The following is a 24595-nucleotide window of genomic DNA, read 5'->3' as shown; positions in this document are numbered from 1 at the left end:
GCATGGAAACCCGGTGGTGTCTCAGGATCTGATAATATCGTTCTGTCTCAACAGATCTAATAATTGCTGTACCAAATTTGTTACTAATTGTTCACCATTGAGATGAATTTCTGCCGATTCAGGCGCTTCGTAAACGGAATCTATTCCCGTAAAGTTGCGCAGTTCACCGGCACGCGCTTTCTTATATAAGCCTTTGGGATCGCGGGCTTCGCAAATCGCCAGCGGCGTATCGACAAACACTTCGATAAAGCGCCCTTCTCCTACGCGTTCGCGAACCATCTGGCGTTCGGCGCGGTGTGGCGAGATAAATGCGGTCAGCACCACCAGTCCGGCTTCAACCATCAAATTCGCCACTTCACCGACGCGACGGATATTCTCTTTACGATCGGCATCGCTAAAACCGAGATCGCTGCATAATCCGTGGCGAACATTGTCGCCATCCAGCAGATACGTACTGACGCCGAGTTTATGTAACGCCTCCTCCAGCGCCCCGGCGACCGTTGATTTACCGGACCCGGAGAGGCCGGTAAACCACAGCACTACACCACGATGACCGTGGTGTAGCTCGCGTTGTTGCACAGTGACCGGATGGCTATGCCAGACGACGTTTTCGTCATGCAGCGCCATTATTTATCCCCCAGCAAATCGCGCGCGCCCCAGTGCGGAAAGTGGCGACGAACCAGAGCATTCAATTCCAGTTCGAATGCACTGAATTCAGATGGCGCAGCAGTTGCCTGGCTAACTGGCTCGTGCACCATACCGGCACCCACGGTCACATTGCTCAGGCGATCGATAAAAATCAGCCCACCCGTCACCGGATTTTGTTGATAACGATCTAACACCAGCGGCTCGTCAAAAGTGAGATCCACGAGGCCGATCCCATTCAGTGGCAGGTTTTCAACTTCACGCTGGGTAAGGTTATTAATATCAACCTGATAGCGAATGCCATCAACACGCGCGCGCGTCTTCTTACCGGCAATTTTGATGTCGTAACTCTGCCCTGGAGAAAGCGGCTGTTCCGCCATCCATACCACATCCACCGACGCGCTCTGCACCGCCGGTAACGCTTCGTCTGCCGCCAGCAGCAGATCGCCACGGCTGATGTCGATCTCATCCGTCAGCACCAGGGTGATCGCTTCTCCGGCAAAGGCTTCTTCGCGATCACCATCAAAAGTCACGATCCGCGCGACGTTTGATTCCACACCAGAGGGCAGCACTTTGACACGTTGCCCGACTTCCACGCGACCGGATGCCAGCGTTCCGGCGTAACCACGAAAATCGAGATTCGGGCGATTAACGTACTGCACCGGGAAGCGCATTGGCTGAGCATCCACCACTCGCTGGATCTCCACGGTTTCCAGCACTTCGAGCAGTGTCGGACCGCTGTACCACGGCATACTTTCACTTTGCGATGCCACGTTGTCGCCTTCCAGTGCAGAGAGCGGCACAAAGCGGATATCCAGATTACCCGGCAGCTGCCCGGCAAAGGTCAAATAATCTTCACGAATACGGGTGAACGTCTCTTCACTGTAATCCACCAGATCCATTTTGTTGATCGCCACGACCAGATGTTTGATCCCCAACAGTGTGGAGATAAAACTGTGACGACGGGTTTGATCGAGCACGCCTTTACGGGCATCGATCAGTAAGATCGCCAGTTCACATGTCGATGCGCCAGTCGCCATATTGCGGGTGTACTGCTCGTGCCCTGGGGTGTCGGCGATAATAAATTTACGCTTCTCGGTAGAGAAATAGCGGTAGGCCACGTCAATGGTGATGCCCTGTTCGCGCTCAGCTTGCAGGCCGTCCACCAGCAGAGCCAGATCCAGCTTTTCGCCCTGGGTGCCGTGACGCTTACTGTCGTTATGCAGCGATGAGAGCTGATCTTCGTAGATTTGGCGGGTATCGTGCAGCAGACGACCAATCAGAGTACTTTTGCCGTCATCGACGCTACCACAGGTCAGAAAACGCAGCAGGCTTTTATGTTGTTGCGCAATCATCCAGGCTTCGACGCCGCCTTCATTGGCGATTTGTTGTGCAAGTGCGGTGTTCATCTTAAAAATACCCCTGACGTTTTTTCAGCTCCATAGACCCCGCCTGGTCGCGGTCAATCACGCGGCCCTGACGTTCACTGGTGGTGGAAACCAGCATCTCTTCGATGATTTCCGGCAGTGTTTGTGCATTTGACTCCACCGCACCGGTCAGCGGCCAGCAGCCCAGCGTACGGAAACGCACCATCCGTTTTTTAATCACTTCGCCCGGTTGCAGGTCGATACGGTTGTCATCAATCATCATCAACATACCGTCGCGTTCCAGAACCGGACGTTCCGCAGCGAGATATAGCGGAACAATGTCGATATTTTCCAGCCAGATGTATTGCCAGATATCCTGCTCGGTCCAGTTAGAGAGCGGGAAGACGCGGATGCTTTCGCCTTTGTTAATTTGCCCGTTGTAGTTGTGCCACAGCTCCGGGCGCTGATTTTTCGGATCCCAGCGATGGAAGCGGTCACGGAAAGAGTAAATTCGCTCTTTAGCGCGGGATTTCTCTTCGTCACGGCGCGCACCACCGAAGGCGGCATCAAAACCGTATTTGTTCAGCGCCTGTTTCAGGCCTTCAGTTTTCATAATATCGGTATGTTTCGCGCTGCCGTGCACGAATGGATTAATCCCCATCGCCACGCCTTCCGGGTTTTTATGCACCAGCAGTTCGCAGCCGTAGGCTTTAGCAGTACGATCGCGGAACTCATACATCTCGCGGAATTTCCAGCCGGTATCGACATGCAGCAACGGGAAAGGCAGCGTACCTGGATAAAACGCCTTGCGCGCCAGATGCAGCATGACGCTGGAATCTTTACCGATAGAGTAGAGCATCACCGGATTTGAGAATTCTGCCGCCACCTCGCGAATAATGTGGATGCTTTCCGCCTCCAGTTGCCGCAGGTGAGTAAGTCGTATTTGATCCATAACCGTTCCTTTGCAATACCGCTATTTTCTTGCCATCAGATGTTTCGACTATAGGGAGCGTAAGAGAACGAATGAAATTACCAATTAGAATGAGTAGTTCCTTAACGGAATAACGATTTGGCAAAGCTAATATCAAAAAGTGCTTAAGGCACCGGATTTCGGGCGTTTAGGAAGATTTGAAATTGTTTTAGCGCAGCGGCAGTTTCATACTATGGCGGTAAAAAAATTTGCATGGTATTTAAGGACTCACTATGTTTTCCGCATTGCGCCACCGTACCGCTGCCCTGGCGCTCGGCGTATGCTTTATTCTCCCCGTACACGCCTCGTCACCTAAACCTGGCGATTTTGCTAATACTCAGGCACGACATATTGCTACTTTCTTTCCGGGACGCATGACCGGAACTCCTGCAGAAATGTTATCTGCCGATTATATTCGCCAACAGTTTCAGCAAATGGGTTATCGCAGTGATATTCGGACATTTAATAGTCGGTATATTTATACCGCCCGCGATAATCGTAAGAGCTGGCATAACGTGACGGGAAGTACGGTGATTGCCGCTCATGAAGGCAAAGCGCCGCAGCAGATCATCATTATGGCGCATCTGGATACTTACGCCCCGCTGAGCGATGCTGACGCCGATGCCAATCTCGGCGGGCTGACGTTACAAGGAATGGATGATAACGCCGCAGGTTTAGGTGTCATGCTGGAATTGGCAGAACGCCTGAAAAATACGCCTACCGAGTATGGTATTCGATTTGTGGCGACCAGCGGCGAAGAGGAAGGGAAATTAGGCGCTGAGAATTTACTCAAGCGGATGAGTGACACCGAAAAGAAAAATACGCTGCTGGTGATTAATCTCGATAACTTAATTGTTGGCGATAAATTGTATTTCAACAGCGGTGTAAAAACCCCTGAGGCAGTAAGGAAATTAACGCGCGACAGGGCGCTGGCAATTGCGCGCAGTCACGGAATAGCCGCAACGACCAATCCGGGTTTGAATAAAAATTATCCGAAAGGCACTGGGTGTTGTAATGACGCAGAAATATTCGACAAAGCGGGCATTGCTGTACTTTCGGTGGAAGCGACTAACTGGAATCTTGGGAATAAGGATGGTTATCAGCAACGCGCAAAAACACCTGCCTTCCCGGCGGGAAATAGCTGGCATGACGTAAGACTGGATAATCACCAACATATTGATAAGGCTCTTCCTGGAAGAATAGAACGTCGCTGCCGTGACGTTATGCGGATAATGCTACCTCTGGTGAAGGAGTTGGCGAAGGCGTCTTGATGGGTTTGAAAATGGGAGCTGGGAGTTCTACCGCAGAGGCGGGGGAACTCCAAGTGATATCCATCATCGCATCCAGTGCGCCCGGTTTATCCCCGCTGATGCGGGGAACACCAGCGTCAGGCGTGAAATCTCACCGTCGTTGCCGGTTTATCCCTGCTGGCGCGGGGAACTCTCGGTTCAGGCGTTGCAAACCTGGCTACCGGGCGGTTTATCCCCGCTAACGCGGGGAACTCGTAGTCCATCATTCCACCTATGTCTGAACTCCCGGTTTATCCCCGCTGGCGCGGGGAACTCCCGGGGGATAATGTTTACGGTCATGCGCCCCCCGGTTTATCCCCGCTGGCGCGGGGAACTCTGGGCGGCTTGCCTTGCAGCCAGCTCCAGCAGCGGTTTATCCCCGCTGGCGCGGGGAACTCAAGCTGGCTGGCAATCTCTTTCGGGGTGAGTCCGGTTTATCCCCGCTGGCGCGGGGAACTCTAGTTTCCGTATCTCCGGATTTATAAAGCTGACGGTTTATCCCCGCTGGCGCGGGGAACTCGCAGGCGGCGACGCGCAGGGTATGCGCGATTCGCGGTTTATCCCCGCTGGCGCGGGGAACTCGCGACCGCTCAGAAATTCCAGACCCGATCCAAACGGTTTATCCCCGCTGGCGCGGGGAACTCTCAACATTATCAATTACAACCGACAGGGAGCCCGGTTTATCCCCGCTGGCGCGGGGAACTCAGCGTGTTCGGCATCACCTTTGGCTTCGGCTGCGGTTTATCCCCGCTGGCGCGGGGAACTCTGCGTGAGCGTATCGCCGCGCGTCTGCGAAAGCGGTTTATCCCCGCTGGCGCGGGGAACTCTCTAAAAGTATACATTTGTTCTTAAAGCATTTTTTCCCATAAAAACAACCCACCAACCTTAATGTAACATTTCCTTATTATTAAAGATCAGCTAATTCTTTGTTTTCAAACAGGTAAAAAAGACACCAACCTTAAACCATCCAAATCTACCGGGGTACGCCTGTTTAACCCAAATGTCTGGAACTCAAATCCCGTTTCCGTATTCGTTGCCCATGCCATCACTACATTGCCTTCTTCCGCCAGTCCAGCTATTTGTTCCCAGATCATTTCACGAATTTTTGCGGATACATCACCTACATATACCCCTGCACGTACCTCCAACAACCAGATGGCTAATCTGCCTCGTAAGCGCGGAGGTACATTTTCAGTGACCACGACCAACATACTCATTTCAGCTACTCCGATGGCCTGCATCTCCCAGTGAAACAGGAAGCGGAATGGCAACAGGCTGTGCATCTTCAGGTGGGGCCGGCGGTTGTATTTCTCCAGCGGCAAGCACGTCCTCTATAAGCGGAATCAATTTGGCTAATGTTTTACTACTGCGAAAAATATCCCTGCACGCCAAACGGACTTCCCGGTCCGGCTCACCAGGGTTACGACGCGCTATCTCAAAAGCTTTCGGTACAACAGTGTCAAATTTAATGATGTCTGCAATATCGTAAACAAAGGAAAGAGGCTTTCCTGTATGCACAAACCCAATAGCTGGTGCATAACCAGCTGCAAGTATCGCCGCTTCAGTTACGCCGTATAAACAGGAAGTTGCAGCGCTAATGCATTGGTTGATCGTATCGCCCTTTTCCCAGTCTTTCGGATCGTAGCGACGTCCATTCCATGTCACGCCGTATTGCTTCGCCAGAAGTGCGTAGGTTGCCCGCACGCGACTGCCTTCTATACCTCTGAGTTGCTCTACGGAGCGCCGGGCAGGCGCAGGTTCTCCAAACCGAAGTTCAAACATTTTACGTACGACCTTCAGACGCAAATCTTCATCCAGAGCAAGTTTTGCCTGATAGAGCAGCTTATCTGAACGCGCACCTCCAGGCTGACCAGAAGCATAAACACGAACGCCCGCTTCCCCCACCCATACCAACAATGTTCCAACTTGCGCAGCCAGGCGTACAGCTGCATGCGAAACCCGTGTACCAGGTTCCAGCATGATGCAGGCAACCGAGCCAACAGGAATATGAGTGCGGATCCCTGTCTTGTCGATAAGTACAAACGCGCCATCTATTACATCGATCTGCCCATATTGCAGAAAGATCATGGAGACGCGATCTTTGAGTGGAATGGGATTAAGGGGAAGCCAGGTCATTTTATTACACCTCAATCACAGTGGAGCCAAAGATAGCAAGCCACATCCCATCGATTTAGCTGGCCCAATACCTTGCTGTACAAGATCTATTAACGCTGGCGCGTCGTTGATGGTGAGCACACCTTCAAAGCAAACCGTTTGGATCTTTCCACTTTTACCATCACCAGAAAAATACTGTGGCCGTTCCGATATGGGATGCACATCTTCAACGCGCGCCGCATTGCCCAATTTACGTTGCAACCACGCGATTTGTTCTGCTTCTTTTATTAACGGAACCCGACAGCGTTTAATATTCCCTTTACTGTCCAGGCGCTTTTGATTGTCGAGAATAGTTTTGATCGGATTTGCCCGAAGCCGAAAATAGAGTGGAACACCAACCTGAAGTTGAAATTCAACCTGTTTAGTTTTAATGACTGTCGCAACGGCAGTTGAAACAGGCATTTGCGCTGACTGCAATAAAACATGACAGCCTTCTGGTGTGTTTCGCTTCTCAACATGAAAAAGAAAATCACGAGCAGCATCCGGTCTGTTTGGAAATAAATGCCATAATCCCTGGTGAAGTTGGTAAAGATCCCTGCTCCAGGCCCTGGCAATGATGACTTTACTGAGATACATCCATACCTCCTTTAATCACATACCATTCTCGGGAAGCAAATTGTCGAGGCAAGGTGATCATCGGTTCGTCGCGCGCCGTAAATTTTAAATGATGCCCTGTAACTGATTCCTCACTATATATATCGCCGCCAACGGGCTCATAATTTAATAGCGCCTTCTGAGGATCCGATGCCTGACATGTCCCCAAAAAAAGCGGGTGTGTTAGTGGGCAACTTCTCCGCCCCAGGTAAGGTGTATACCGAGGCTTTAATACTGCTTTTTCAAGTTCTGAGATAACCATCGTTGCATGGGGTGTTAACCAGAGAGCGACGGTAAAGGAGGCATCACATAAATATTCGCGCCATGTTTGAATCGTTTCATGACTTTTCAAACCACGGTAATCTTCTCGCGCTCCAAGGACTGTATGGTAATCACGCAACCCCGTTACAGACACACGACGATCGTCAAGAATGAGTTCATCGCAGCGCACTGCAAATTGCACACTCTCTGATAACGCCTGTAATGAAGAAGTATCATCACGTTGGATCCCAAGACAAGCCCCGAGTAGCCCTAATAACCCGCTTCGGGTCGGAAATCTTCCGGTAGGTCGCGTTCCTTCAAAGGTCGGCTGCCCCCAGGCTTGCATTGGCCCAGCAAGCCGCAAGATCAAATAAGATCTCATGTTCACGCCTCGCCATTATTACGAACCCAGGATTTTAACTGTTCTAAAGTAGGCATTTGTTTAACTTGAGCAGTAATTGGGTCTACATCAGATAAGCTGAATTGCGCAGCAGCTCCGTTCAGACCATATCCATTGGCAACGCGATCCCAATATTGATTAAACGCCTGTATAGACGGTTGCAAAAAGCCATCTTTCGCTTTAACCGCTTTTTCAAAAGCATTTGCCATAGAAAGTGGCATATCGGAGAAATTAACCATTACCATATCCGCAGGGTTAAAAGCGGCATAAGTACGCTGTTTTGCTCCAGGGACCTCTGTTGCCAGCATATGAACAACATGGGTTGCAATTTCCAGAGCCTGCTCCCTGGAGGCACCACCTAAATTTTCCTGAAGTTGAGCGAGGTTAATGTTGGCATAACGATAAAAAACACCCGATGAAAATTCCTGAGTTCCCAGATGTGCAGAACCTTGTTCCTGTAAATCATCTACAGCGGTGAACCAGTCAATATCAGAATCAACCTGATGAGTAGTGATCGCATGCGCAATGGACATTGCACCATCAACTTTTCCCAACTCAGTCATCATGCCGCTGGTTGCCATTCTTCCACTAAGCGCAATATCAACACCCTGCTGTAAATTCACACGTATGGCGGCAATATCTTCCTTAAGAACTTTGAGCAGCTTTTTATCATCCAGATTATCAGCCTCTGCTTTTGCAACCTGCTCACAGAACCAGGCTATTTCTCCCACAACCCAGGGAGTAACCGCATCGGCAGAAATCTTTTCGGCTTCATCAACTGATTTACCGGAGAGCAGCGCTAATGTCTTATCGATGATTTTTTGGTCAAAACGTTCACCAAGTTTTTGCCGAAGAACATCACGTAATTGTGCAAGATGAATGGTTCTGAGACTGGATTCACCAATATTTTGTGCGTAATAACCACTTTTACGCATCGCACGTTTAAGGCTTTGACTTGAAATTCTTACTCGTCTTTTGCCGCCGAAAATAGCGTCTTTCTGCATGTTCATATCGTCGCGGTTCAGACATGAAGGGCTGTGAGAGATCAGAACATGAATATTGATAAAGTTAGACATAGAAAGGTTTCCTTACGCATTTTTGTTTGTGGTCAATACAAAATCTTCCAGAAGTTGCTGGCGTTCGCGCTTTCCCCACCAGGTCAACATCCTGGCCATTAATGGCCAGTCAAGTACGGGTTCGGCGTGAGTAAGTAATCGACGTAACTGGACCATATCGGCTGTTCTGTCAGCCCGAATTAATTGAAAGATACGGCGCTCGTTAATTCTTCCACTATTGGCTAAAGCTCTTCCCAACGAGATACCTGTTGTTTGCTCCGATTTTTTGTCCTGATGTCGGATGACATTCTTTCCTGCGCTCAGGCAAAACACCATGCGCAAAAGAGCCTGCTGGTGACGTGGGTTTTCCCAACCAAAAGGTTGCACCAGCCTATAAAACGCAGGGATATCGCGTAATTCATCAGGTTCTGAAACACGTCTAATTTGCGCACATGATCCATTATCCAGTTGTTGCCAGGCTCGATATAAAGCCATTGCATCAATTTCATCAGCCATTTGATGGCCCTCCTTGCGGTTTTAACTCCCGTAAATGTTTGTATAGCGTGGCGCGGGCAAGCGCTAATGTGCTTATTAATTTAGGATGATGTGCATAGGGAGCTACAGATTGATTAAATAGCATTTCACACAATTGATGAAGTTTGTCTCGTAAATCAGCTATTACCTCATCAGCCTGGGAAAAATTAACATTCGCCAGTACATCGGGAATTAATAATTCACTCTGTCGATAGAAATGCCTTTCTGCAGTCTCATGAACAGAGACTCCGGCCCCTTTGAAGTCTTTATTTTTAAACCCTTCTGCAAAGGTATATAACGCCTTGCGTAAGGCTGTTTTATATCCCAAACCAACAGTCACTATTTCGTTTATCACATTGCCGTATTGTTGCCACCCCTGATTAAACATCAACACATCATGACGCCGTTCAAGAATAGATGCTTGATTATTACGATATCCCCCCATAATCAATTCAAGAGGACTTTGCGGCGCAATATTTCTGAATTGATTCACAACCGCCGCCACGCGATTTCCATTTTCATTTTGAATAATCTTATCTACCACAACTCGGCTGATTTGTGTCCATGATGGTGCGGAGGTGGTGAAAGCAAGAAATTTTTCCTCAACCTCCCCTTTCTTGACTGTTACCAGACAAGGGGAATGCGGATGGGGCCATAGCCCATTAACTGTAAAGGTAAATTTTTCCTTAAGAAAACCGGTATAACGCAAATTGCTTTCCTGTCCACAGCAAGAACATTTACCAATCCCAATGGGATCGCATAATTCAATATGCGCTGGTTGCCAGAATAGACCACGGACAAACCCAATTGACGAAGCAGGTATAGACTCATTGGACTTGATAGGTTTAATCCAGGTAGGTTGGTTTTCCGTATGTGATTCATTAGGAAATTGTTTTTGAAGACGAGGTAATGTGAGGACATTGAGTAACACCGTTGAACGAAGATCGATCCCACGTACGAACGTTGTTACAGGTGTTCCTCCACGTAAACCGCTTTTAAAACCACCACCAAAACCTGGTGCCTGATTCGCCTGGTTGAATAACGCAATCGCAGTGCATCCACCACATAATGCTTCACCCTGCCCCGGTTGATTGACAAATGCACAATTCGTCGCGCCGCTTACCCCAGCCAACAGTTTTTCCATTGGAGTCACATCATTTGCTTTGACACCTTTGGTCTGCATAAAGGGATGTTCTGCGTGATTAAGGTAGAACATATCTATCCACGGCGCGATGAGTTGTTGAAACTCATCTTCAGTGAGCGGATTCATTATGCGATGTCGAAATTCAACGTCATCTTTTGCCGGGGCGATAATTTGCCCAATGCAAACCAGCAGTGCTAAAGCGGCCAGTTCCATATCGTCACGGGGCAAACTTAATCGCCACTGATCTCTACTGCAGTATAGCGATTGCAGATTTATGATTTGGACTTTCCCCCCGTTTCGCGGGCGTACAGGGATCCAGTTATCAATAAGCAAATTCATTTGTTCTCCTTCATATGCTCCGACATTTCTCCTGCATTTCTATACGTCGGCACACTTCCGTTATCGGTAAAAACAAAGAAAAAATACGGCGTAATTAATTCAATAATCACATTCACTGCAAAAATATATTCATTGGTTTAATACAATTAACCTATACATATATTAAGATGTGTTGAATTGTTTAAAGACAATAATGCATGCATTTCAAATCTGCAAGTTATTCGTTTTATTATTAAAGAAACTTTTAGTTATAATAATTACCATGAATTTTATTACATAAAATATTCATACTGTGAATATAAAATCTCATACCGGGAAATTAAAAGAAGATGTACATTGTGCACCTTCCCTACTTAAGTAGGGATAAACCGTTATTGGTCTTATTATCGTCATTGATAACAATCATTCCCGAAGTTATTTGGGATTTGCAGGGATGACTCTGGTCATCCCTTCATCCCCTGTATAGGTAATAACAATACTGTTACCCTGCCAGACCCATCCATCCAGATTCTGTTTCCCTTCCAGCCAAAGTAACCCATCTTCATCTACTACTTCAGAAAAACTACGTTTCCAGGTGAAGGGTACATTGACGCGATTAAGTGCAAGCGCCTCATACTGCTGTTCATGACTTAGGTCCTCGTAGACCTGGCCATCGAGCAGTTGTTTACCTGAAGACGTTTGTACATAAGGCAATAATGGCAGGCTCATTTCCCCATCCCTCGTTACCGCAAGAATGGTTTCATCGTTATCCTGCAAGCTATATTCTTCAGCCCACTGCAGGACCTTGCGAGCCTTGAACCTTTTTTCACACTCGGCGCTTTCAAATTTATCCATGCCATTGCCGACCCATTCTGGCTCATCCATTTCCGCATCATCGTAAATGCTATCCAGCCATTGCCGGTAAGCATCAGGGAAAAATAAGGATGCTCCATTAAGCTCCTCAATATGTTGCTGCGTCCGCCACATGACTCTAACGTTGCTATAAATATGCTCATGTCGTCCGTAACCCTCGCCATCAGGCAGCAAAATGGTGGCAACAGGAATCTCAAAACCAGCGGGACGATATTTGCGATGATGGCGATGTAAACGGCCCAATCGTTGGAAAAGCAAATCTGCAGGACAATGCTGAGTAATTAACCAATCAAAATCAACGTCGAGTGATTGTTCCACGACCTGGGTTGCGACAAGTATCCGTCCAACATTTCGCTTCCCATTTTTGCCGAAATTGCTAATAACTCGATTCTCTTTTTCACGACGATCGTTCAGCGTAAAGCGCGCATGAAACAAATCTATATCTACTTGCGTGTTATTTAGCTCCTTTAGCCGTTGGTAGCATACTTGTGCAACGTCAACCAAATTGCAAATAAGACAGACCTGTGCACCCGCGTTTGCCGCTGCGATCATTCGCTCTAACATCGTAAGGTCAGGTAACATGTCAGCTAAACAAATAGGTTCTGGCTGAATCGAAAAGCGGGGCGGGAGTTGTTCTGGATGAGCTAGCAGATCAAAACGTTGCGCACCATTCACACCTCGCCAGTTAATGAGTGGATATGCGGAGTTATTTTCCACTGGATCTGTATGCAGACCATAAGTATCCAGAAGTTTCTGTTTTTGTTTCATTGGTAGGGTTGCGGAAAGAAGAATAACACTCCCTCCCACATCAGCCTGAGCCTTGAGCACTGCCTCCAGCAAGCCGTTCATATAGGTGTCGTAAGCATGAACTTCATCAACAATTAAAACACTTCGACCAATTCCCAAACCACGGATAAAGCGGTGTTTAACTGGCAATACCGATATCAACACCTGATCAATCGTGCAAACGCCGATTTGCCCAAGAAACACTTTCTTATTGCTTTGTGACAACCACTGACAACACTGAACCCACGCTTCTTCTTGCCCCTGTTCAGTAATCGCGCGTGATTTTATTGATTGAAAGAGGTGGTTAAACCGTGAATTGCCATGAGCAAGAATAAGATTTGGGGATGAAAATAAGTGGCTCGCGCTCGCTTCCATTCTCGTAAGCATAGCATTCGCGGTAGCTTGTGTTGGGAGGGCAAAAATAACACTATCCGCAATTTGTTGATCAATAAGTTTCCAAGCATAGGCCAGCGCTGTTTCCGTTTTACCGGAGCCTGTAGGTGCCTCTATTACCGTCAGCCCGGGAGCTACTGGAAGAGCATCAACTAACACCTGTAATTGTCTGGGTTGATAGCCATTGTCCAGTAGTGCATGAACACCTTCATAACATCGCTTATTTGATACAAGTCCACTCAACTCCAATACCCGGCTCGCATCCTGCTGTCGGTCCTGGAAATACGTTCTCAGAGCATTTATGTCGGAAGGCGCATCCTCATTAAACAGAAAGGTATTCGTTGTAGTCCAGGAGCCTAACCAGTCAGCAAGCGAGCAAAAACCTGCTAACAGTGATGAACAATCAGGTGGTATATCGTTTATAGATAACCCCGCTGGCGTTAAAAATAATGCTTCCAGTACAGATATCCACTCCTCACGAGCCTGTTTATCTTGCGCAGCATAAGATGCCAGAGAAGCTGGCATTTCCCAACGCGACTTATCTTGATCCTGGGAATGTAATATAAAACCATGATGTCCTGTAACGGCCTCTACCCATGGAAACCAGGACTCATAAGGATGAGGAGCGGCATCAAAAAAACTGAAAAAATCCCCGAGAGATTGCTCTGAAAGTGAATCCTGGTTAAACCAATACAGACCGGCTGCACCATGATTAAATTTACGGCACATTTGTGTTGATGGACCATTAAGTGATGGCGTTGCAGGATTTAATTTCAGCCAACTTTCTGCTGATTTATATTGGAATCGTATATCAAACTTTCCAATATCATGAAGAGCAATGAAAAATAACAGCCAGGCCTTCACCCTCTGTTTTGATAGCATTTCATTTCGGCAAAAAGTATTTTGCAGTACGACTGATTGATCCCACCAGCAATCTGCAACAGCAGCAACATCAAGGCAATGATAAATTAACAGATGAATATCATTTCCTTTCGTCAAGCTTTTTGAGGATTTTCCCCAGTAATGGCATATATATTTAAAAGGTTCCATTAATAGCCTCCCTGTTTTTTTAGTATTATCGATGATATCAGCGGGCTATTTTTCGATGCTGCTCATAAATATCGAATTACAGTGATATACACATGTCTTGCCTCCCTGCAAAGAAGAGACTAACATTCGAATTGTTTGGGTTCGAACGCTGGCCTCAGGTTGATAGAAATATCGCCTGGGGCTTTTGTCCATCTGGAACCTCGCGAATGCTTAACGCCAGACAGCCTCAAGCACCCGACGCCATTCTATACCTGATAATTCTTCCCGCGGCGTTCACGTTTAAAATCAGGAATGCTGCTCGCAAAATAAAAACGCCCCCATCATTTCTGACAGAGGCGTTTAATTTGTCCGGCAATATTTACCCTTCGTGTAACCCACATTCCCTTTTTAAGCCAAAGAAACGCGTTTCTTCTTCCGCCATGCCGGGTTCCCATTTACGGGTTGTATGGGTATCGCCCACCGATAAATATCCTTCATCCCATAATGGGTGATATTTCAGGCCATGTTTTTGCAGGTACTGATAAATAGTTCGGTTATCCCAGTCGATAATCGGCAGCACTTTAAATACGCCACGCTGAATTGCCAGCACCGGTAAATTGGCACGACTGCCGGATTGTTCACGGCGCAGGCCAGCAAACCAGGTTTGCGCATTCAGTTCTTTCAGAGCCCGGTTCATCGGTTCGACTTTGTTGATGTCATTGTACTTTTCAATGCCTTCAACGCCCTGCTCCCACAGTTTTCCGTAGCGTGCTTCCTGCCAGGCTGCGCTTTCGGTAGCACGGTACACTTTCAGGTTGAGCTTGAGTTTGTCCGTTAACTCGTCAATAAAGCGGTAGGTTTCCGGGAACAAGTAACCCGTATCGGTGAGGATCACCGGAATATCCGGGCGAATTTGATTCACCAGATGCAGGCTCACCGCCGCCTGAATGCCAAAGCTGGAAGAAAGTACATATTCACCGGGCAGATTATCCAGCGCCCAGGCTACGCGGCCTTCAGCGTCCAGTTTTTCCAGTTCGGCGTTAGTTTCCGCCAGCGCCAGAATGCGATCTACCTTCGGCAGTTCGTTCAGGGCGTTTAGATCGAGTTTGGACATAGATTCCTCACTGTTTGCCTTGCCTGATGCGACGCTCACGCGTTCTTATCAGGCCTACAAGACCGGGCTGATGGTTAATCCCACAAATCACGCGCCGGATCGAGCACCGGGCGAATGATGCCCGCACGCACCGTAAAGTCGCCGAAGCCTTCACCCGCTTCGCGCTCTTTCGCCCAGCGCCCTATCAGTTCATCAAGCGACGCCAGGATTTCCGGCTCGGTGATGTTTTCTTTATACATCCGTGGGATACGTGTCCCAATGCGGTTGCCGCCAAGATGCAGGTTGTAGCGACCCGGCGCTTTACCCACCAGGCCCACTTCCGCCAGCATCGCGCGACCACAACCGTTCGGGCAGCCTGTTACACGCATCACGATATGCTCATCGCTGACACCATGTTTCGCCATTAAATTATCGATGTTGTCGATAAAAGACGGCAGGAAACGCTCTGCTTCCGCCATCGCCAGCGGGCAAGTCGGGAATGACACGCAAGCCATCGAGTTTTCACGCTGCGGCGTGACGGCATTCATTAACCCGCTCTCTTTGGCGATCTTCTCGATCTTCGCTTTCTCGCTTTCCGGTACACCGGCGATGATCAGATTCTGGTTCGCCGTAATGCGGAAATCGCCTTTGTGGATCTTCGCGATCTCCAGCAGGCCGGTTTTCAGCGGACGCGCCGGATAATCAAGGATGCGACCATTTTCGATAAACAGCGTCAGGTGCCAGTTATCATCAATGCCCTTAACCCAGCCAATACGATCGCCTCGTCCGGTGAACTCATATGGACGGATCGGTTCAAATTTGATCCCCGCGCGACGCTCCACTTCCGCTTTAAACGTCTCAACCCCCACGCGCTCCAGCGTGTATTTGGTTTTGGCATTTTTACGATCGGTTCGGTTACCCCAGTCACGCTGAGTTGTCACGACGGCTTCGGCCACCGCCAGCGTATGCTCCAGCGGCAGATAGCCAAACTCACTCGCGGTGCGGGCGTAGGTTTTCTTGTTGCCGTGTTCGATGGAAAGCCCACCGCCCACCAACAGGTTAAAGCCCACCAGCTTGCCGTTTTCGGCGATCGCCACGAAGTTCATGTCGTTGGCGTGCAGATCGATATCGTTCTGTGGCGGGATCACTACCGTGGTTTTGAATTTACGCGGCAGGTAGGTCTGGCCGAGGATCGGTTCTTCATCAGTAGTGGCGACTTTTTCCTGGTCGAGCCAGATCTCCGCATACGCGCGGGTACGAGGCAACAGATGCTCAGAAATCTTCTTCGCCCACTCGTACGCTTCCGCGTGCAGCTGCGACTCGTAAGGGTTCGAGGTGCAGAGTACGTTACGGTTCATGTCGTTAGCTGTCGCCAGCGCATCAAGACCGACCGAGTGCAGCATCTGGTGCACCGGTTTGACGTTCTTTTTCAGAATGCCGTGGAACTGAAACGTCTGGCGGTTGGTCAGGCGAATGCTGCCATAGATGGTGTTTTCACCGGCAAATTTGTCGATCGCCTGCCACTGTTTAGTGGTAATCACCCCACCCGGCAGACGACAGCGAAGCAGCATCGCGTGGCGCGGCTCCAGCTTCTGTTCAGCACGTTCGGCGCGGATGTCGCGGTCATCCTGCTGATACATGCCGTGGAAGCGAATCAGCAGGAAGTTGTCGCCCTTAAAGCCGCCGGTCAGACCGTCGTTTAAATCTTCCGCAATGGTGCCGCGCAGGTAGTTGCTTTCATGCTTCATGCGCTCGGCGTCTGTCAGTTTTCCTTCGACCACTAAAGGCCCTGGATGTTTTTCGCTCATTAGTAGACATCTCGCTGATAACGGCGCTCTACGCGCAGCTCACTTAAAAATTCATCCGCCGCTTCGGTGTCCATGCCACCAAATTCGGCAATCACTTCCAGAAGTGCCTGCTCAACGTCTTTCGCCATGCGATTAGCGTCGCCGCAGACATAAATGTGGGCACCATCATTGATCCAGCGCCACAGCTCCGCGCCCTGTTCGCGCAGTTTGTCTTGTACGTAAACTTTTTCTTTTTGATCGCGCGACCAGGCAAGATCGATACGTGTCAGCACGCCATCTTTGACGTAGCGCTGCCACTCCACCTGGTACAGGAAGTCTTCCGTAAAGTGCGGATTACCAAAGAACAGCCAGTTTTTACCTGGCGCTTCGTCGGCGGCGCGTTGCTGCATAAAGGCGCGGAACGGCGCAATACCGGTGCCTGGGCCAATCATAATCACCGGGGTTTCTGGATTGGCTGGCAGGCGGAAGTTATCGTTATGTTCGATAAATACGCGGACTTCGCCCTCTTCTTCCACGCGGTCAGCGAGGAAGCTGGAGGCACCACCGGCACGGGCGCGGCCTTCCACGTCGTAACGCACCACACCAACGGTGACGTGTACTTCGTTCTCGACTTCCGCCTGCGAGGAGGCGATGGAATACAGACGCGGCGTCAGCGGGCGCAGCAGATTAATTAGCGCTTCGGCATCAAGCTGTGCCGGGGAGAAACGCACCATGTCAACAATCGGCGTCGTCGCGGCGTAATGCTGTAACTTCGCTTTATCGCCCACCAGCGGCAGCAGTGTTTCACTGCGGGTAAGCGTGGCGTAATTCTCAACAATGTTGGCGGTGTTGACGGTCAGTTCGAAGTGCCACTGTAGCGCTTCGTTCAGAGGCAACGTTTTGCCCTCGACGGTGACAGGTTCATCGCCTTTCAGCCACAGCAGTTCGACAAGTTCTTTCACCAGTGCCGGATCGTTCTGATACCAGACGCCCAGCGCGTCACCCGGCTGGTAACGCATGCCCGAGTCACCTAAGTCAATTTCGATATGGCGAACGTCTTTTTCAGAGTTACGCCCGGTAATTTTCTGGTTAACAGAGAGGCTAGCCACCAGCGGCGCGTCTTTGCTGTACGGGCTGGTGTGGATTTCATTTACCGCGCCAGTAGCGACGGATTGCGAAGGTGCCGCGACAGGCGCACGCGATTTAAGCGCATCAACCACGCGGGCGCGCCACTCGCTGGCAGCAGCCTGGTATTCAACATCGGCATCGACACGGTCGAGCAGGCGTTCACCACCCAGTTCCGCCAGCTTGCTGTCGAAATCTTTCCCGGACTGGCAGAAAAATTCATAAGAGCTATCGCCGAGGCTAAACACGGCAAACGCGGTGTTTTCCAGCTTTGGCGCTTTTTTGGAGAACAGGAACTTATGCAGCGCGACGGCTTCTTCCGGCGGTTCCCCTTCCCCTTGCGTTGACGTCACTACGATGAGCAGTTTTTCGCTGGCGATTTGTTTGAATTTATAGTCGCCCGCGTTCACCAGCTTAACGTTCAGTTTTGCTGCTAATAAATCATCACGTAATGCTTCAGCAACCCGGCGCGCATTGCCGGTTTGCGAGGCGGAGATAATAGTTATACCCGGCATTTCTGCGGCTGGCGCTGGCGTCGCTGCAAGCGCAGCAGGCTGCTGATTGAGTACGCCCCAGAAATAGCCAGAAACCCAGGCAAGCTGGGTGGGAGTTAAATCGGTCGTGGCCGCCTGAAGGCGTGCCAGTTGCTCCGGGTTCAACGGAAGCAACGCGGAAGGTGGGACCTGTGTCGTCATGCGTCGTTATGTTCCAGTAAGCAAAGCTGTTTCTGCGCCCTGTCAGCGCCCATAAAACAGAAGAGAAGGTAAGGTTAACGGGGCAAACGGTGTGGATTAAAGACGGGATAGCGATAACTAATAACCAAATCGACTAACCTGTTTTAGCAATAGTCTTTAACAACAAAATAGATTAACCAACCTAATGAAAAACAAATGAATTTAGCCAATCATTAAGATAAATCAGCGATTTTGCGCAACAAAGTCGTTTTAGATAATGCGAAAAAACAGCCTTTCCGGTACTCTACGGCGGTTTTATCGTCCTGTAGAGAAATTATGATGTCCACCACGTTATTTAAAGATTTCACCTTCGAAGCCGCTCACCGCTTACCACACGTCCCGGAAGGGCATAAATGTGGTCGCCTGCACGGGCATTCCTTTATGGTGCGACTGGAAATTACCGGGGAAGTCGATCCGCATACGGGCTGGATTATCGATTTCGCTGAACTAAAAGCGGCGTTTAAACCAACCTACGAGCGCCTCGATCACCATTATCTCAATGATATTCCAGGTCTGGAAAACCCAACCAGCGAGGTTTTAGCAAAATGGATTTGGGATCAGGTTAAACCCGTTGTGCCGCTGTTAAGTGCGGTGATGGTAAAAGAAACCTGCACCGCAGGTTGTATCTATCGCGGCGAATGATAAGAGTGTGTCGGCGGTCAATTTCCCTTAAGTAACGCTATGTTAGGGTGTTGTGTTCTGGATATCTGGGGCATGACATGGAAGACGACTGCGACATTATTATTATTGGTGCCGGTATTGCAGGCACCGCTTGCGCGTTACGCTGCGCGCGAGCGGGTTTATCCGTTTTGTTACTGGAACGCGCTGAAATCCCCGGCAGCAAAAATCTTTCCGGCGGGCGGTTATATACCCATGCACTCGCGGAACTCCTCCCGCAATTTCATCTGACCGCGCCTCTTGAACGACGCATCACTCACGAAAGCCTTTCCCTGTTAACGCCCGATGGCGTAACGACGTTTTCCAGCTTACAGCCCGGCGGTGAATCCTGGAGTGTATTACGTGCACGATTCGATCCGTGGCTGGTTGCCGAAGCCGAAAAAGAAGGTGTCGAATGCATCCCCGGAGCGACGGTGGATGCACTGTATGAAGAAAACGGCAGAGTCTGTGGCGTTATTTGTGGTGACGATATTCTCCGCGCCCGTTATGTGGTGCTGGCAGAAGGTGCCAACAGCGTCCTGGCTGAACGTCACGGGTTAGTGACTCGTCCTGCTGGCGAAGCGATGGCGTTGGGGATCAAAGAAGTGCTGTCGCTGGAAACATCCGCTATTGAAGAACGTTTTCATCTGGAGAATAACGAAGGCGCAGCGTTGCTGTTCAGCGGCAGGATCTGTGATGACTTACCCGGCGGCGCATTTCTTTATACTAATCAACAAACGCTCTCGTTAGGGATTGTTTGCCCGCTCTCTTCCCTTACGCAAAGTCGTGTTCCGGCAAGCGAGCTGCTGACTCGCTTTAAAGCGCATCCGGCAGTGCGCCCGCTTATCAAAAACACGGAATCACTGGAGTATGGTGCGCATCTGGTGCCAGAAGGTGGCTTGCACAGTATGCCGGTGCAATACGCCGGTAACGGCTGGCTGCTGGTGGGCGATGCGTTGCGCAGTTGCGTCAATACCGGAATTTCCGTGCGCGGCATGGATATGGCGCTGACTGGCGCGCAGGCGGCGGCACAAACGCTGATAAGCGCCTGCCAGCACCGCGAGCCGCAAAATCTGTTTCCGCTTTATCATCACAACGTAGAGCGCAGCCTGCTGTGGGATGTTCTACAGCGTTATCAGCATGTTCCGGCGCTTTTGCAACGCCCGGGATGGTACCGTACGTGGCCTGCGTTAATGCAGGATATTTCCCGCGATTTATGGGATCAGGGTGATAAACCTGTTCCACCGCTGCGCCAGTTATTCTGGCATCATTTACGTCGTCACGGCCTGTGGCATCTGGCGGGCGATGTTATCAGGAGTCTGCGATGTCTGTAGCCCGTAATCTCTGGCGCGTTGCTGATGCGCCGCACATTGTTCCGGCTGACTCCGTTGAGCGCCAGACGGCAGAACGGTTGATTAACGCCTGTCCGGCAGGTCTTTTTTCGCTCACACCGGAAGGTAACTTACGTATTGACTATCGCAGTTGCCTGGAGTGTGGCACCTGCCGTTTGCTGTGCGACGAATCAACACTACAACAGTGGCGCTATCCGCCTTCCGGATTCGGCATCACCTACCGCTTTGGATAAATAATAAGGATAATTTATGCCCCTCTTACACCTGCTCCGCCAGAATCCGGTGATTGCTGCCGTTAAAGATAATGCCAGCCTGCAACTGGCAATCGATTCTGAATGCCAATTTATTTCCGTGTTGTACGGCAATATCTGCACCATCAGTAATATCGTTAAAAAGATTAAGAACGCCGGGAAATATGCTTTTATTCATGTTGATTTGCTGGAAGGCGCGTCAAATAAAGAAGTCGTTATTCAGTTTTTGAAACTGGTGACCGAGGCGGACGGCATTATCAGTACCAAAGCCTCAATGTTGAAAGCGGCAAGAGCGGAAGGTTTTTTCTGTATTCATCGCCTGTTTATTGTTGATTCAATTTCGTTTCACAACATTGATAAGCAAGTTGCGCAATCGAATCCGGATTGTATTGAGATCCTGCCAGGCTGTATGCCCAAAGTGCTGGGCTGGGTGACAGAGAAAATCCGCCAACCGCTGATTGCCGGTGGGCTGGTGTGCGATGAAGAAGATGCGCGTAATGCGATTAACGCGGGTGTCGTGGCGCTTTCCACCACGAATACCGGGGTCTGGACGTTAGCGAAAAAATTACTTTGACGGGATAATCGTAACCAATTGAATTTGGTTTGATTTGTAGGCCGCACGCCACATCCGACATTCAGCGCCTGATGCGACGCTTGACGCGTCTTATCAGGCCTACAAGTCCCCAGGCCAGAACCGTAGGCAGGATCATCCGGCAACACGTTATTGGCAATCTGCGTGAATGTTTGTCACCAGTGCCTCCAGCACCACTTTCCAGTCATCAACCACGCCAACATCTGCCTGTGAAAATACCGCAGCGCTGGCGTCATGATTAATCGCCACCACAAACTTGCTATTGCGTACGCCCGCCATTAACGCTGCTGCGCCAGAAGCGCCAACAACAATACACACCTCAGGTGCCAGCAGATGTCCGGAAATACCAATCACTTTTTCAGCATCAACGCCACCGTTCATCACTCGCGCCCGACTGTAGCCCACTTCGGCTCCCAGCTTTTCTGCCAGCATAGCGATTTCCTGGTTATCTGCCTCTCCGCCCTGCCCCACCACCAGCACCCGTCTGGCCTCAGCTAATGGGTCGCGGGTAACATTTTTCAGATCCTCTGTGCTAACCAGCCAGTCCGGAAGCGCACCCGGGACAATGTTCAGTTGTTGCATTCCAGAGGGCAACGTGGCGTTTTTCGCTGCTCCCGCCTGACGCGCCAGGGAAAGGCATAGCGGGCGTTTTTCTGTTTGCAGCGTCGCCGTTAGCGCATTTCCCCAGTGGGATTTGCGCACGCTTACGGTTGGAATATCTAACGAAGTCACCTGGCAGATGCTTGCACCATGTAAACGCCAGGCCAGCCGGGTCGACAGTTCATCGCCAAACGTTCCCGGCGGAAAGAGAACAACGTCCGCAGGCGTTCGCTGCCACTGTTCCACCAACGCATCCAGCACCTGTTCCGCCACTACAGGCTGAGGTTCAATCTGCCAGTGCGCCAGGGTACAACCGCTGAAATCCTGCGCCGCCAGCCAGCTTGCTATTGCGGCATTCTCCTGATTTATTGTCACAATTGCGATATTCATGGCTGCATCCTTTGGCGTAAATAGTCCTGCCATAGCTTTTGAGCTTTTTCTGCTACCGTTTGCCCATCAATCAGCGTCGCTCCGCGTCGTTGCTCTGCTCTTGCCAGTTGCAGACACTGCATCGCTGGCATTTCGGCAGCAACAGTTTTACGGATAATTTCTGCTTTCCCCGCAGCCATTCGCTGGCGCATTCCCGGTACTGGCAAGGCCACTTCACCGCACTGACGCACGGCAATCACCGCAGGCAAGCGAACCCGGCAACAACGCAACCCATGTTCAGTACGCTGTTCGAGGGTGATAAACAGCGCGTCGAGAGTGAAACGCTCCACCTGGGTGAAGCAGGGCCAGCCCAGCATTTCCGCCAGCAAAAATGGCGTTTGCCCATTCTGCCCTTCGCTGCTTTGGCAGCCGGTAATTATCAGATCCAGCGGATTCTGATGCTGCCATTCGGCAATATGGCGAGCGACAAATTCCGGCGCAAAGCGCAGATCTGCCGCCGTCTCCAGCAATACAGCTTCCTCAAACCCAAGAGCCATGAGATAGCGCAGCCAGTGCAATGCCCGTTCATCCCCCATGCTCAACGCGGTTAAAGACATCGGCGTACCGTTTTTTCTCTGCGCCAACAGCAGCGCGGCAGCGGCCTGTTCATCAGCACCGAGTAAACTTCGCAGTAGCGAAATATCCGGTCCGCTTTTACCCTGAGCCGCCGCCTGCCACTCTTTTTCCGCCAGCATTCCGGCATCCGGTTCGGCTTTAAACGCTAACAGAATGTTCATTCGCACCTCCTACATTTCCCGCCGCCACCAGCGGGAGGGCTTTAGTTTCTGGTGCCCATAGCCAGGTCACAACAAAACCAACCAACAACACTGTCGCCAGGAGCAATAAGGTGACTTGCATTCCCCACTGCGCCAGCACCCACGGCAGCAGGCCAGTACTTACCGCCGCGCCAAGTCGACTCATGGCAGTGGCAAAACCGACGCCCAGCGAGCGAATGTCAGTAGGAAAACTTTCCGCAGGCAAAATGCCCACCAGATTACTGACTGCCGAAATGGTGGTGCTGAAGAGAACAAAAAGCAGCAGCGTTAATGAACTGCCGGAAGGCAAACAGGCCATGACTACCAGCGTTGCCGCCAGCAGCAAAAAACTTCCCAGCAAAAATTTGCGATGTGCCAGCAGGTGCGTCAGAACTAATCCCAGCAGCGCGCCCACAATTAACAACGCATTAAGCATCAGGCTGGCAGTCAGCGCATCTTCCAGACCAATAGTCTGGGCGATAGTTGGCAGCCAGGTATAAATCACAAACCATGGGATTACGAGGCAGACAAAGAAGACGCTGTTAAACGCCGTGCGCCGCCAGTAACGCGAAGAGAACAAGGTTTTGATGTGTTTATGGGTCGCCGTTACCACTTCATCGCCCAGTAAAACATGGGGACCAAAATAGCGATGCACGATAGCGTGAGCTTCTGCAAAACGCCCCTGGCGCAGTAGCCAGCGTGGTGATTCTGGCGTTCCCCAGCGTAATAACGTAATCAACAACGCGGGCAGAGCTGCCGATGCCAGTAGCCAGCGCCAGGCCTCCGGGTTTTCGGAAATAAAGTGATGTCCGGCAATACTTGCCAGCACATAGCCTACGGTCCACACCACGCTGAATGCGCCCAGCAAAATACCGCGATGGCGGCGCGGGGAAAATTCAGCCAGCAAGGTGTGACCTACTGAATAATCGCCTCCCAGACCAATGCCAATCAAAATGCGCAGTCCAATAAGATGCTCTGGCGTGGTGGCAAAAAATTGTAAAAACGAAGCAAGCGTAATCAGCAAAAAGCTGAAGGTGAAGATTTTTTGCCGACCAATATGGTCGGAGATCCACCCAAGAACCAGGCTGCCAAGGAACAAACCAAGGAGCGCCGAGCCGCCGATCATTCCCGCCATAAACGGCGTCAGTTGCATGGCGGGCGTAAGCTGAATAATGGCGTAACCAATGACGCCGAGAACATAACCGTCGGTCAGGTGTGCGCCGAAAGTGAGCGCAGCAATGCGGCAGTGAAAACGGTTAAGCGGTAAATCATCCATTCGCACCGGTGAAGTGTTCATCTTTACCCCTTCATTGTCCGGTAATAAGAACGGCTTCTCGCCTGAGAAGCCGAAAAGGCAACGCCCCGTCATCGCGGAACGCTGCCTGAC

Annotated in this window: 22 protein-coding genes and 1 CRISPR repeat array; of the genes, 5 read left to right on the top strand and 17 right to left on the bottom strand. The window is 50.3% G+C overall.

Going from position 1 to position 24595, the window contains the following annotated elements:
- Positions 1 to 21: 21 nt before the first annotated feature.
- The 3 genes from cysC to cysD are packed head-to-tail and all read right to left on the bottom strand — an operon-like array spanning position 22 to position 2964.
- Positions 22 to 627, bottom strand: coding sequence for an adenylyl-sulfate kinase (cysC, locus tag KXD89_RS04825; RefSeq protein WP_001173673.1), 606 nt, complete (start codon positions 625 to 627; stop codon positions 22 to 24).
- Positions 627 to 2054, bottom strand: coding sequence for a sulfate adenylyltransferase subunit CysN (gene cysN, locus KXD89_RS04820; protein ID WP_001090361.1), 1428 nt, complete (start codon positions 2052 to 2054; stop codon positions 627 to 629). Before cysN ends, cysC begins: the two co-directional genes overlap by 1 nt.
- Position 2055: 1 nt before the next feature.
- A complete protein-coding gene (cysD, locus tag KXD89_RS04815) occupies positions 2056 to 2964 on the bottom strand; it encodes a sulfate adenylyltransferase subunit CysD (protein ID WP_000372108.1) in 909 nt (302 codons plus the stop codon).
- A 251-nt stretch (positions 2965 to 3215) separates the two neighbouring features.
- Between cysD and iap the strand changes: the two genes are divergently transcribed.
- Positions 3216 to 4253 carry an alkaline phosphatase isozyme conversion aminopeptidase gene (gene iap, locus KXD89_RS04810; protein WP_000490428.1) on the top strand — a complete coding sequence of 346 codons (1038 nt, stop codon included), beginning with the start codon at positions 3216 to 3218 and terminating at the stop codon, positions 4251 to 4253.
- Between the two features lie 82 nt (positions 4254 to 4335).
- Positions 4336 to 5098: direct repeats of the CRISPR family, unit length 29 nt; unit sequence CGGTTTATCCCCGCTGGCGCGGGGAACTC.
- A 105-nt stretch (positions 5099 to 5203) separates the two neighbouring features.
- On the opposite strand, the gene cas2e is transcribed toward iap, so the two are convergent.
- From cas2e to cysJ, 11 genes are all read right to left on the bottom strand, one after another.
- Positions 5204 to 5488, bottom strand: a complete 285-nt coding sequence (gene cas2e, locus KXD89_RS04805) for a type I-E CRISPR-associated endoribonuclease Cas2e (RefSeq protein WP_001381369.1) — start codon at positions 5486 to 5488, stop codon at positions 5204 to 5206.
- Position 5489: 1 nt separating this feature from the next.
- The gene (gene cas1e / locus KXD89_RS04800) at positions 5490 to 6407 is read right to left on the bottom strand and encodes a type I-E CRISPR-associated endonuclease Cas1e (protein WP_000220066.1); all 918 of its coding nucleotides are present in this window, start codon (positions 6405 to 6407) and stop codon (positions 5490 to 5492) included.
- Between the two features lie 15 nt (positions 6408 to 6422).
- Positions 6423 to 7022, bottom strand: coding sequence for a type I-E CRISPR-associated protein Cas6/Cse3/CasE (gene cas6e, locus KXD89_RS04795; protein ID WP_000281400.1), 600 nt, complete (start codon positions 7020 to 7022; stop codon positions 6423 to 6425).
- Positions 7009 to 7683, bottom strand: coding sequence for a type I-E CRISPR-associated protein Cas5/CasD (cas5e, locus tag KXD89_RS04790; RefSeq protein WP_001334996.1), 675 nt, complete (start codon positions 7681 to 7683; stop codon positions 7009 to 7011). Before cas5e ends, cas6e begins: the two co-directional genes overlap by 14 nt.
- Positions 7684 to 7685: 2 nt before the next feature.
- Positions 7686 to 8777: a type I-E CRISPR-associated protein Cas7/Cse4/CasC gene (cas7e, locus tag KXD89_RS04785; protein WP_000064450.1), complete on the bottom strand. Its 1092-nt coding sequence runs from the start codon at positions 8775 to 8777 to the stop codon at positions 7686 to 7688.
- Between the two features lie 12 nt (positions 8778 to 8789).
- Positions 8790 to 9272, bottom strand: coding sequence for a type I-E CRISPR-associated protein Cse2/CasB (gene casB, locus KXD89_RS04780; RefSeq protein WP_000752800.1), 483 nt, complete (start codon positions 9270 to 9272; stop codon positions 8790 to 8792).
- Positions 9265 to 10773 carry a type I-E CRISPR-associated protein Cse1/CasA gene (casA, locus tag KXD89_RS04775; protein ID WP_001050401.1) on the bottom strand — a complete coding sequence of 503 codons (1509 nt, stop codon included), beginning with the start codon at positions 10771 to 10773 and terminating at the stop codon, positions 9265 to 9267. Before casA ends, casB begins: the two co-directional genes overlap by 8 nt.
- Positions 10774 to 11187: 414 nt before the next feature.
- The gene (gene cas3 / locus KXD89_RS04770) at positions 11188 to 13854 is read right to left on the bottom strand and encodes a CRISPR-associated helicase/endonuclease Cas3 (protein ID WP_000433152.1); all 2667 of its coding nucleotides are present in this window, start codon (positions 13852 to 13854) and stop codon (positions 11188 to 11190) included.
- Between the two features lie 358 nt (positions 13855 to 14212).
- On the bottom strand, positions 14213 to 14947 hold the full coding sequence (gene cysH / locus KXD89_RS04765) for a phosphoadenosine phosphosulfate reductase (RefSeq protein WP_000039850.1): 735 nt from the start codon (positions 14945 to 14947) through the stop codon (positions 14213 to 14215).
- Positions 14948 to 15021: 74 nt separating this feature from the next.
- Entirely contained in the window at positions 15022 to 16734 is a 1713-nt protein-coding gene (gene cysI / locus KXD89_RS04760) for an assimilatory sulfite reductase (NADPH) hemoprotein subunit (protein WP_001290679.1), read from the bottom strand.
- Positions 16734 to 18533: an NADPH-dependent assimilatory sulfite reductase flavoprotein subunit gene (cysJ, locus tag KXD89_RS04755; protein WP_000211913.1), complete on the bottom strand. Its 1800-nt coding sequence runs from the start codon at positions 18531 to 18533 to the stop codon at positions 16734 to 16736. The genes cysI and cysJ overlap by 1 nt, the downstream gene beginning before the upstream one ends.
- 318 nt (positions 18534 to 18851) lie before the next feature.
- On the opposite strand from cysJ, the gene queD reads away from it, so the two are divergent.
- The 4 genes from queD to KXD89_RS04735 all read left to right on the top strand — a co-directional run bounded on the left by queD (position 18852) and on the right by KXD89_RS04735 (position 21406).
- On the top strand, positions 18852 to 19214 hold the full coding sequence (gene queD, locus KXD89_RS04750; protein ID WP_000108294.1) for a 6-carboxytetrahydropterin synthase QueD: 363 nt from the start codon (positions 18852 to 18854) through the stop codon (positions 19212 to 19214).
- Positions 19215 to 19291: 77 nt separating this feature from the next.
- On the top strand, positions 19292 to 20563 hold the full coding sequence (locus KXD89_RS04745; protein WP_001301334.1) for an FAD-dependent oxidoreductase: 1272 nt from the start codon (positions 19292 to 19294) through the stop codon (positions 20561 to 20563).
- Positions 20554 to 20814, top strand: a complete 261-nt coding sequence (locus KXD89_RS04740) for a ferredoxin family protein (protein WP_000109529.1) — start codon at positions 20554 to 20556, stop codon at positions 20812 to 20814. The genes KXD89_RS04745 and KXD89_RS04740 overlap by 10 nt, the downstream gene beginning before the upstream one ends.
- Before the next feature lie 16 nt (positions 20815 to 20830).
- Positions 20831 to 21406 (top strand): glycerol-3-phosphate responsive antiterminator, encoded by a 576-nt coding sequence (locus KXD89_RS04735; protein WP_001130266.1) that lies wholly within the window; start codon positions 20831 to 20833, stop codon positions 21404 to 21406.
- Between the two features lie 147 nt (positions 21407 to 21553).
- Here the strand turns inward: KXD89_RS04735 and KXD89_RS04730 are convergent, their stop codons facing one another.
- Genes KXD89_RS04730 through KXD89_RS04720 form a run of 3 tightly spaced genes read right to left on the bottom strand, consistent with a single transcriptional unit; the run spans position 21554 to position 24577 of the window.
- Positions 21554 to 22414 carry an electron transfer flavoprotein subunit alpha/FixB family protein gene (locus KXD89_RS04730; RefSeq protein ID WP_001299097.1) on the bottom strand — a complete coding sequence of 287 codons (861 nt, stop codon included), beginning with the start codon at positions 22412 to 22414 and terminating at the stop codon, positions 21554 to 21556.
- Positions 22411 to 23190 (bottom strand): electron transfer flavoprotein subunit beta/FixA family protein, encoded by a 780-nt coding sequence (locus KXD89_RS04725; protein ID WP_001299652.1) that lies wholly within the window; start codon positions 23188 to 23190, stop codon positions 22411 to 22413. The genes KXD89_RS04730 and KXD89_RS04725 overlap by 4 nt, the downstream gene beginning before the upstream one ends.
- Positions 23168 to 24577, bottom strand: a complete 1410-nt coding sequence (locus KXD89_RS04720; protein ID WP_000147666.1) for an MFS transporter — start codon at positions 24575 to 24577, stop codon at positions 23168 to 23170. Before KXD89_RS04720 ends, KXD89_RS04725 begins: the two co-directional genes overlap by 23 nt.
- Positions 24578 to 24595: the final 18 nt, after the last annotated feature.

Origin of the sequence: Escherichia sp. TC-EC600-tetX4 (assembly GCF_019356055.1) — a bacterium.
Classification (GTDB): Bacteria; Pseudomonadota; Gammaproteobacteria; order Enterobacterales; family Enterobacteriaceae.
Note: the sequence above shows the minus strand (reverse complement) of the source record. Positions and strands in the feature narration are given on the sequence as shown.

Coding starts and splice junctions, on each gene's coding strand:
- cas7e (WP_000064450.1), bottom strand. CDS start 8,777: ATGTCTAACTTTATCAATATTCATGTTCTGATCTCTCACAGCCCTTCA.
- KXD89_RS04745 (WP_001301334.1), top strand. CDS start 19,292: ATGGAAGACGACTGCGACATTATTATTATTGGTGCCGGTATTGCAGGC.
- casB (WP_000752800.1), bottom strand. CDS start 9,272: ATGGCTGATGAAATTGATGCAATGGCTTTATATCGAGCCTGGCAACAA.
- cysC (WP_001173673.1), bottom strand. CDS start 627: ATGGCGCTGCATGACGAAAACGTCGTCTGGCATAGCCATCCGGTCACT.
- cysN (WP_001090361.1), bottom strand. CDS start 2,054: ATGAACACCGCACTTGCACAACAAATCGCCAATGAAGGCGGCGTCGAA.
- casA (WP_001050401.1), bottom strand. CDS start 10,773: ATGAATTTGCTTATTGATAACTGGATCCCTGTACGCCCGCGAAACGGG.
- KXD89_RS04720 (WP_000147666.1), bottom strand. CDS start 24,577: ATGACGGGGCGTTGCCTTTTCGGCTTCTCAGGCGAGAAGCCGTTCTTA.
- KXD89_RS04735 (WP_001130266.1), top strand. CDS start 20,831: ATGCCCCTCTTACACCTGCTCCGCCAGAATCCGGTGATTGCTGCCGTT.
- KXD89_RS04725 (WP_001299652.1), bottom strand. CDS start 23,190: ATGAACATTCTGTTAGCGTTTAAAGCCGAACCGGATGCCGGAATGCTG.
- cysD (WP_000372108.1), bottom strand. CDS start 2,964: ATGGATCAAATACGACTTACTCACCTGCGGCAACTGGAGGCGGAAAGC.
- cas1e (WP_000220066.1), bottom strand. CDS start 6,407: ATGACCTGGCTTCCCCTTAATCCCATTCCACTCAAAGATCGCGTCTCC.
- queD (WP_000108294.1), top strand. CDS start 18,852: ATGTCCACCACGTTATTTAAAGATTTCACCTTCGAAGCCGCTCACCGC.
- cas6e (WP_000281400.1), bottom strand. CDS start 7,022: ATGTATCTCAGTAAAGTCATCATTGCCAGGGCCTGGAGCAGGGATCTT.
- cas5e (WP_001334996.1), bottom strand. CDS start 7,683: ATGAGATCTTATTTGATCTTGCGGCTTGCTGGGCCAATGCAAGCCTGG.
- cas2e (WP_001381369.1), bottom strand. CDS start 5,488: ATGAGTATGTTGGTCGTGGTCACTGAAAATGTACCTCCGCGCTTACGA.
- cysJ (WP_000211913.1), bottom strand. CDS start 18,533: ATGACGACACAGGTCCCACCTTCCGCGTTGCTTCCGTTGAACCCGGAG.
- cysI (WP_001290679.1), bottom strand. CDS start 16,734: ATGAGCGAAAAACATCCAGGGCCTTTAGTGGTCGAAGGAAAACTGACA.
- iap (WP_000490428.1), top strand. CDS start 3,216: ATGTTTTCCGCATTGCGCCACCGTACCGCTGCCCTGGCGCTCGGCGTA.
- KXD89_RS04740 (WP_000109529.1), top strand. CDS start 20,554: ATGTCTGTAGCCCGTAATCTCTGGCGCGTTGCTGATGCGCCGCACATT.
- KXD89_RS04730 (WP_001299097.1), bottom strand. CDS start 22,414: ATGAATATCGCAATTGTGACAATAAATCAGGAGAATGCCGCAATAGCA.
- cas3 (WP_000433152.1), bottom strand. CDS start 13,854: ATGGAACCTTTTAAATATATATGCCATTACTGGGGAAAATCCTCAAAA.
- cysH (WP_000039850.1), bottom strand. CDS start 14,947: ATGTCCAAACTCGATCTAAACGCCCTGAACGAACTGCCGAAGGTAGAT.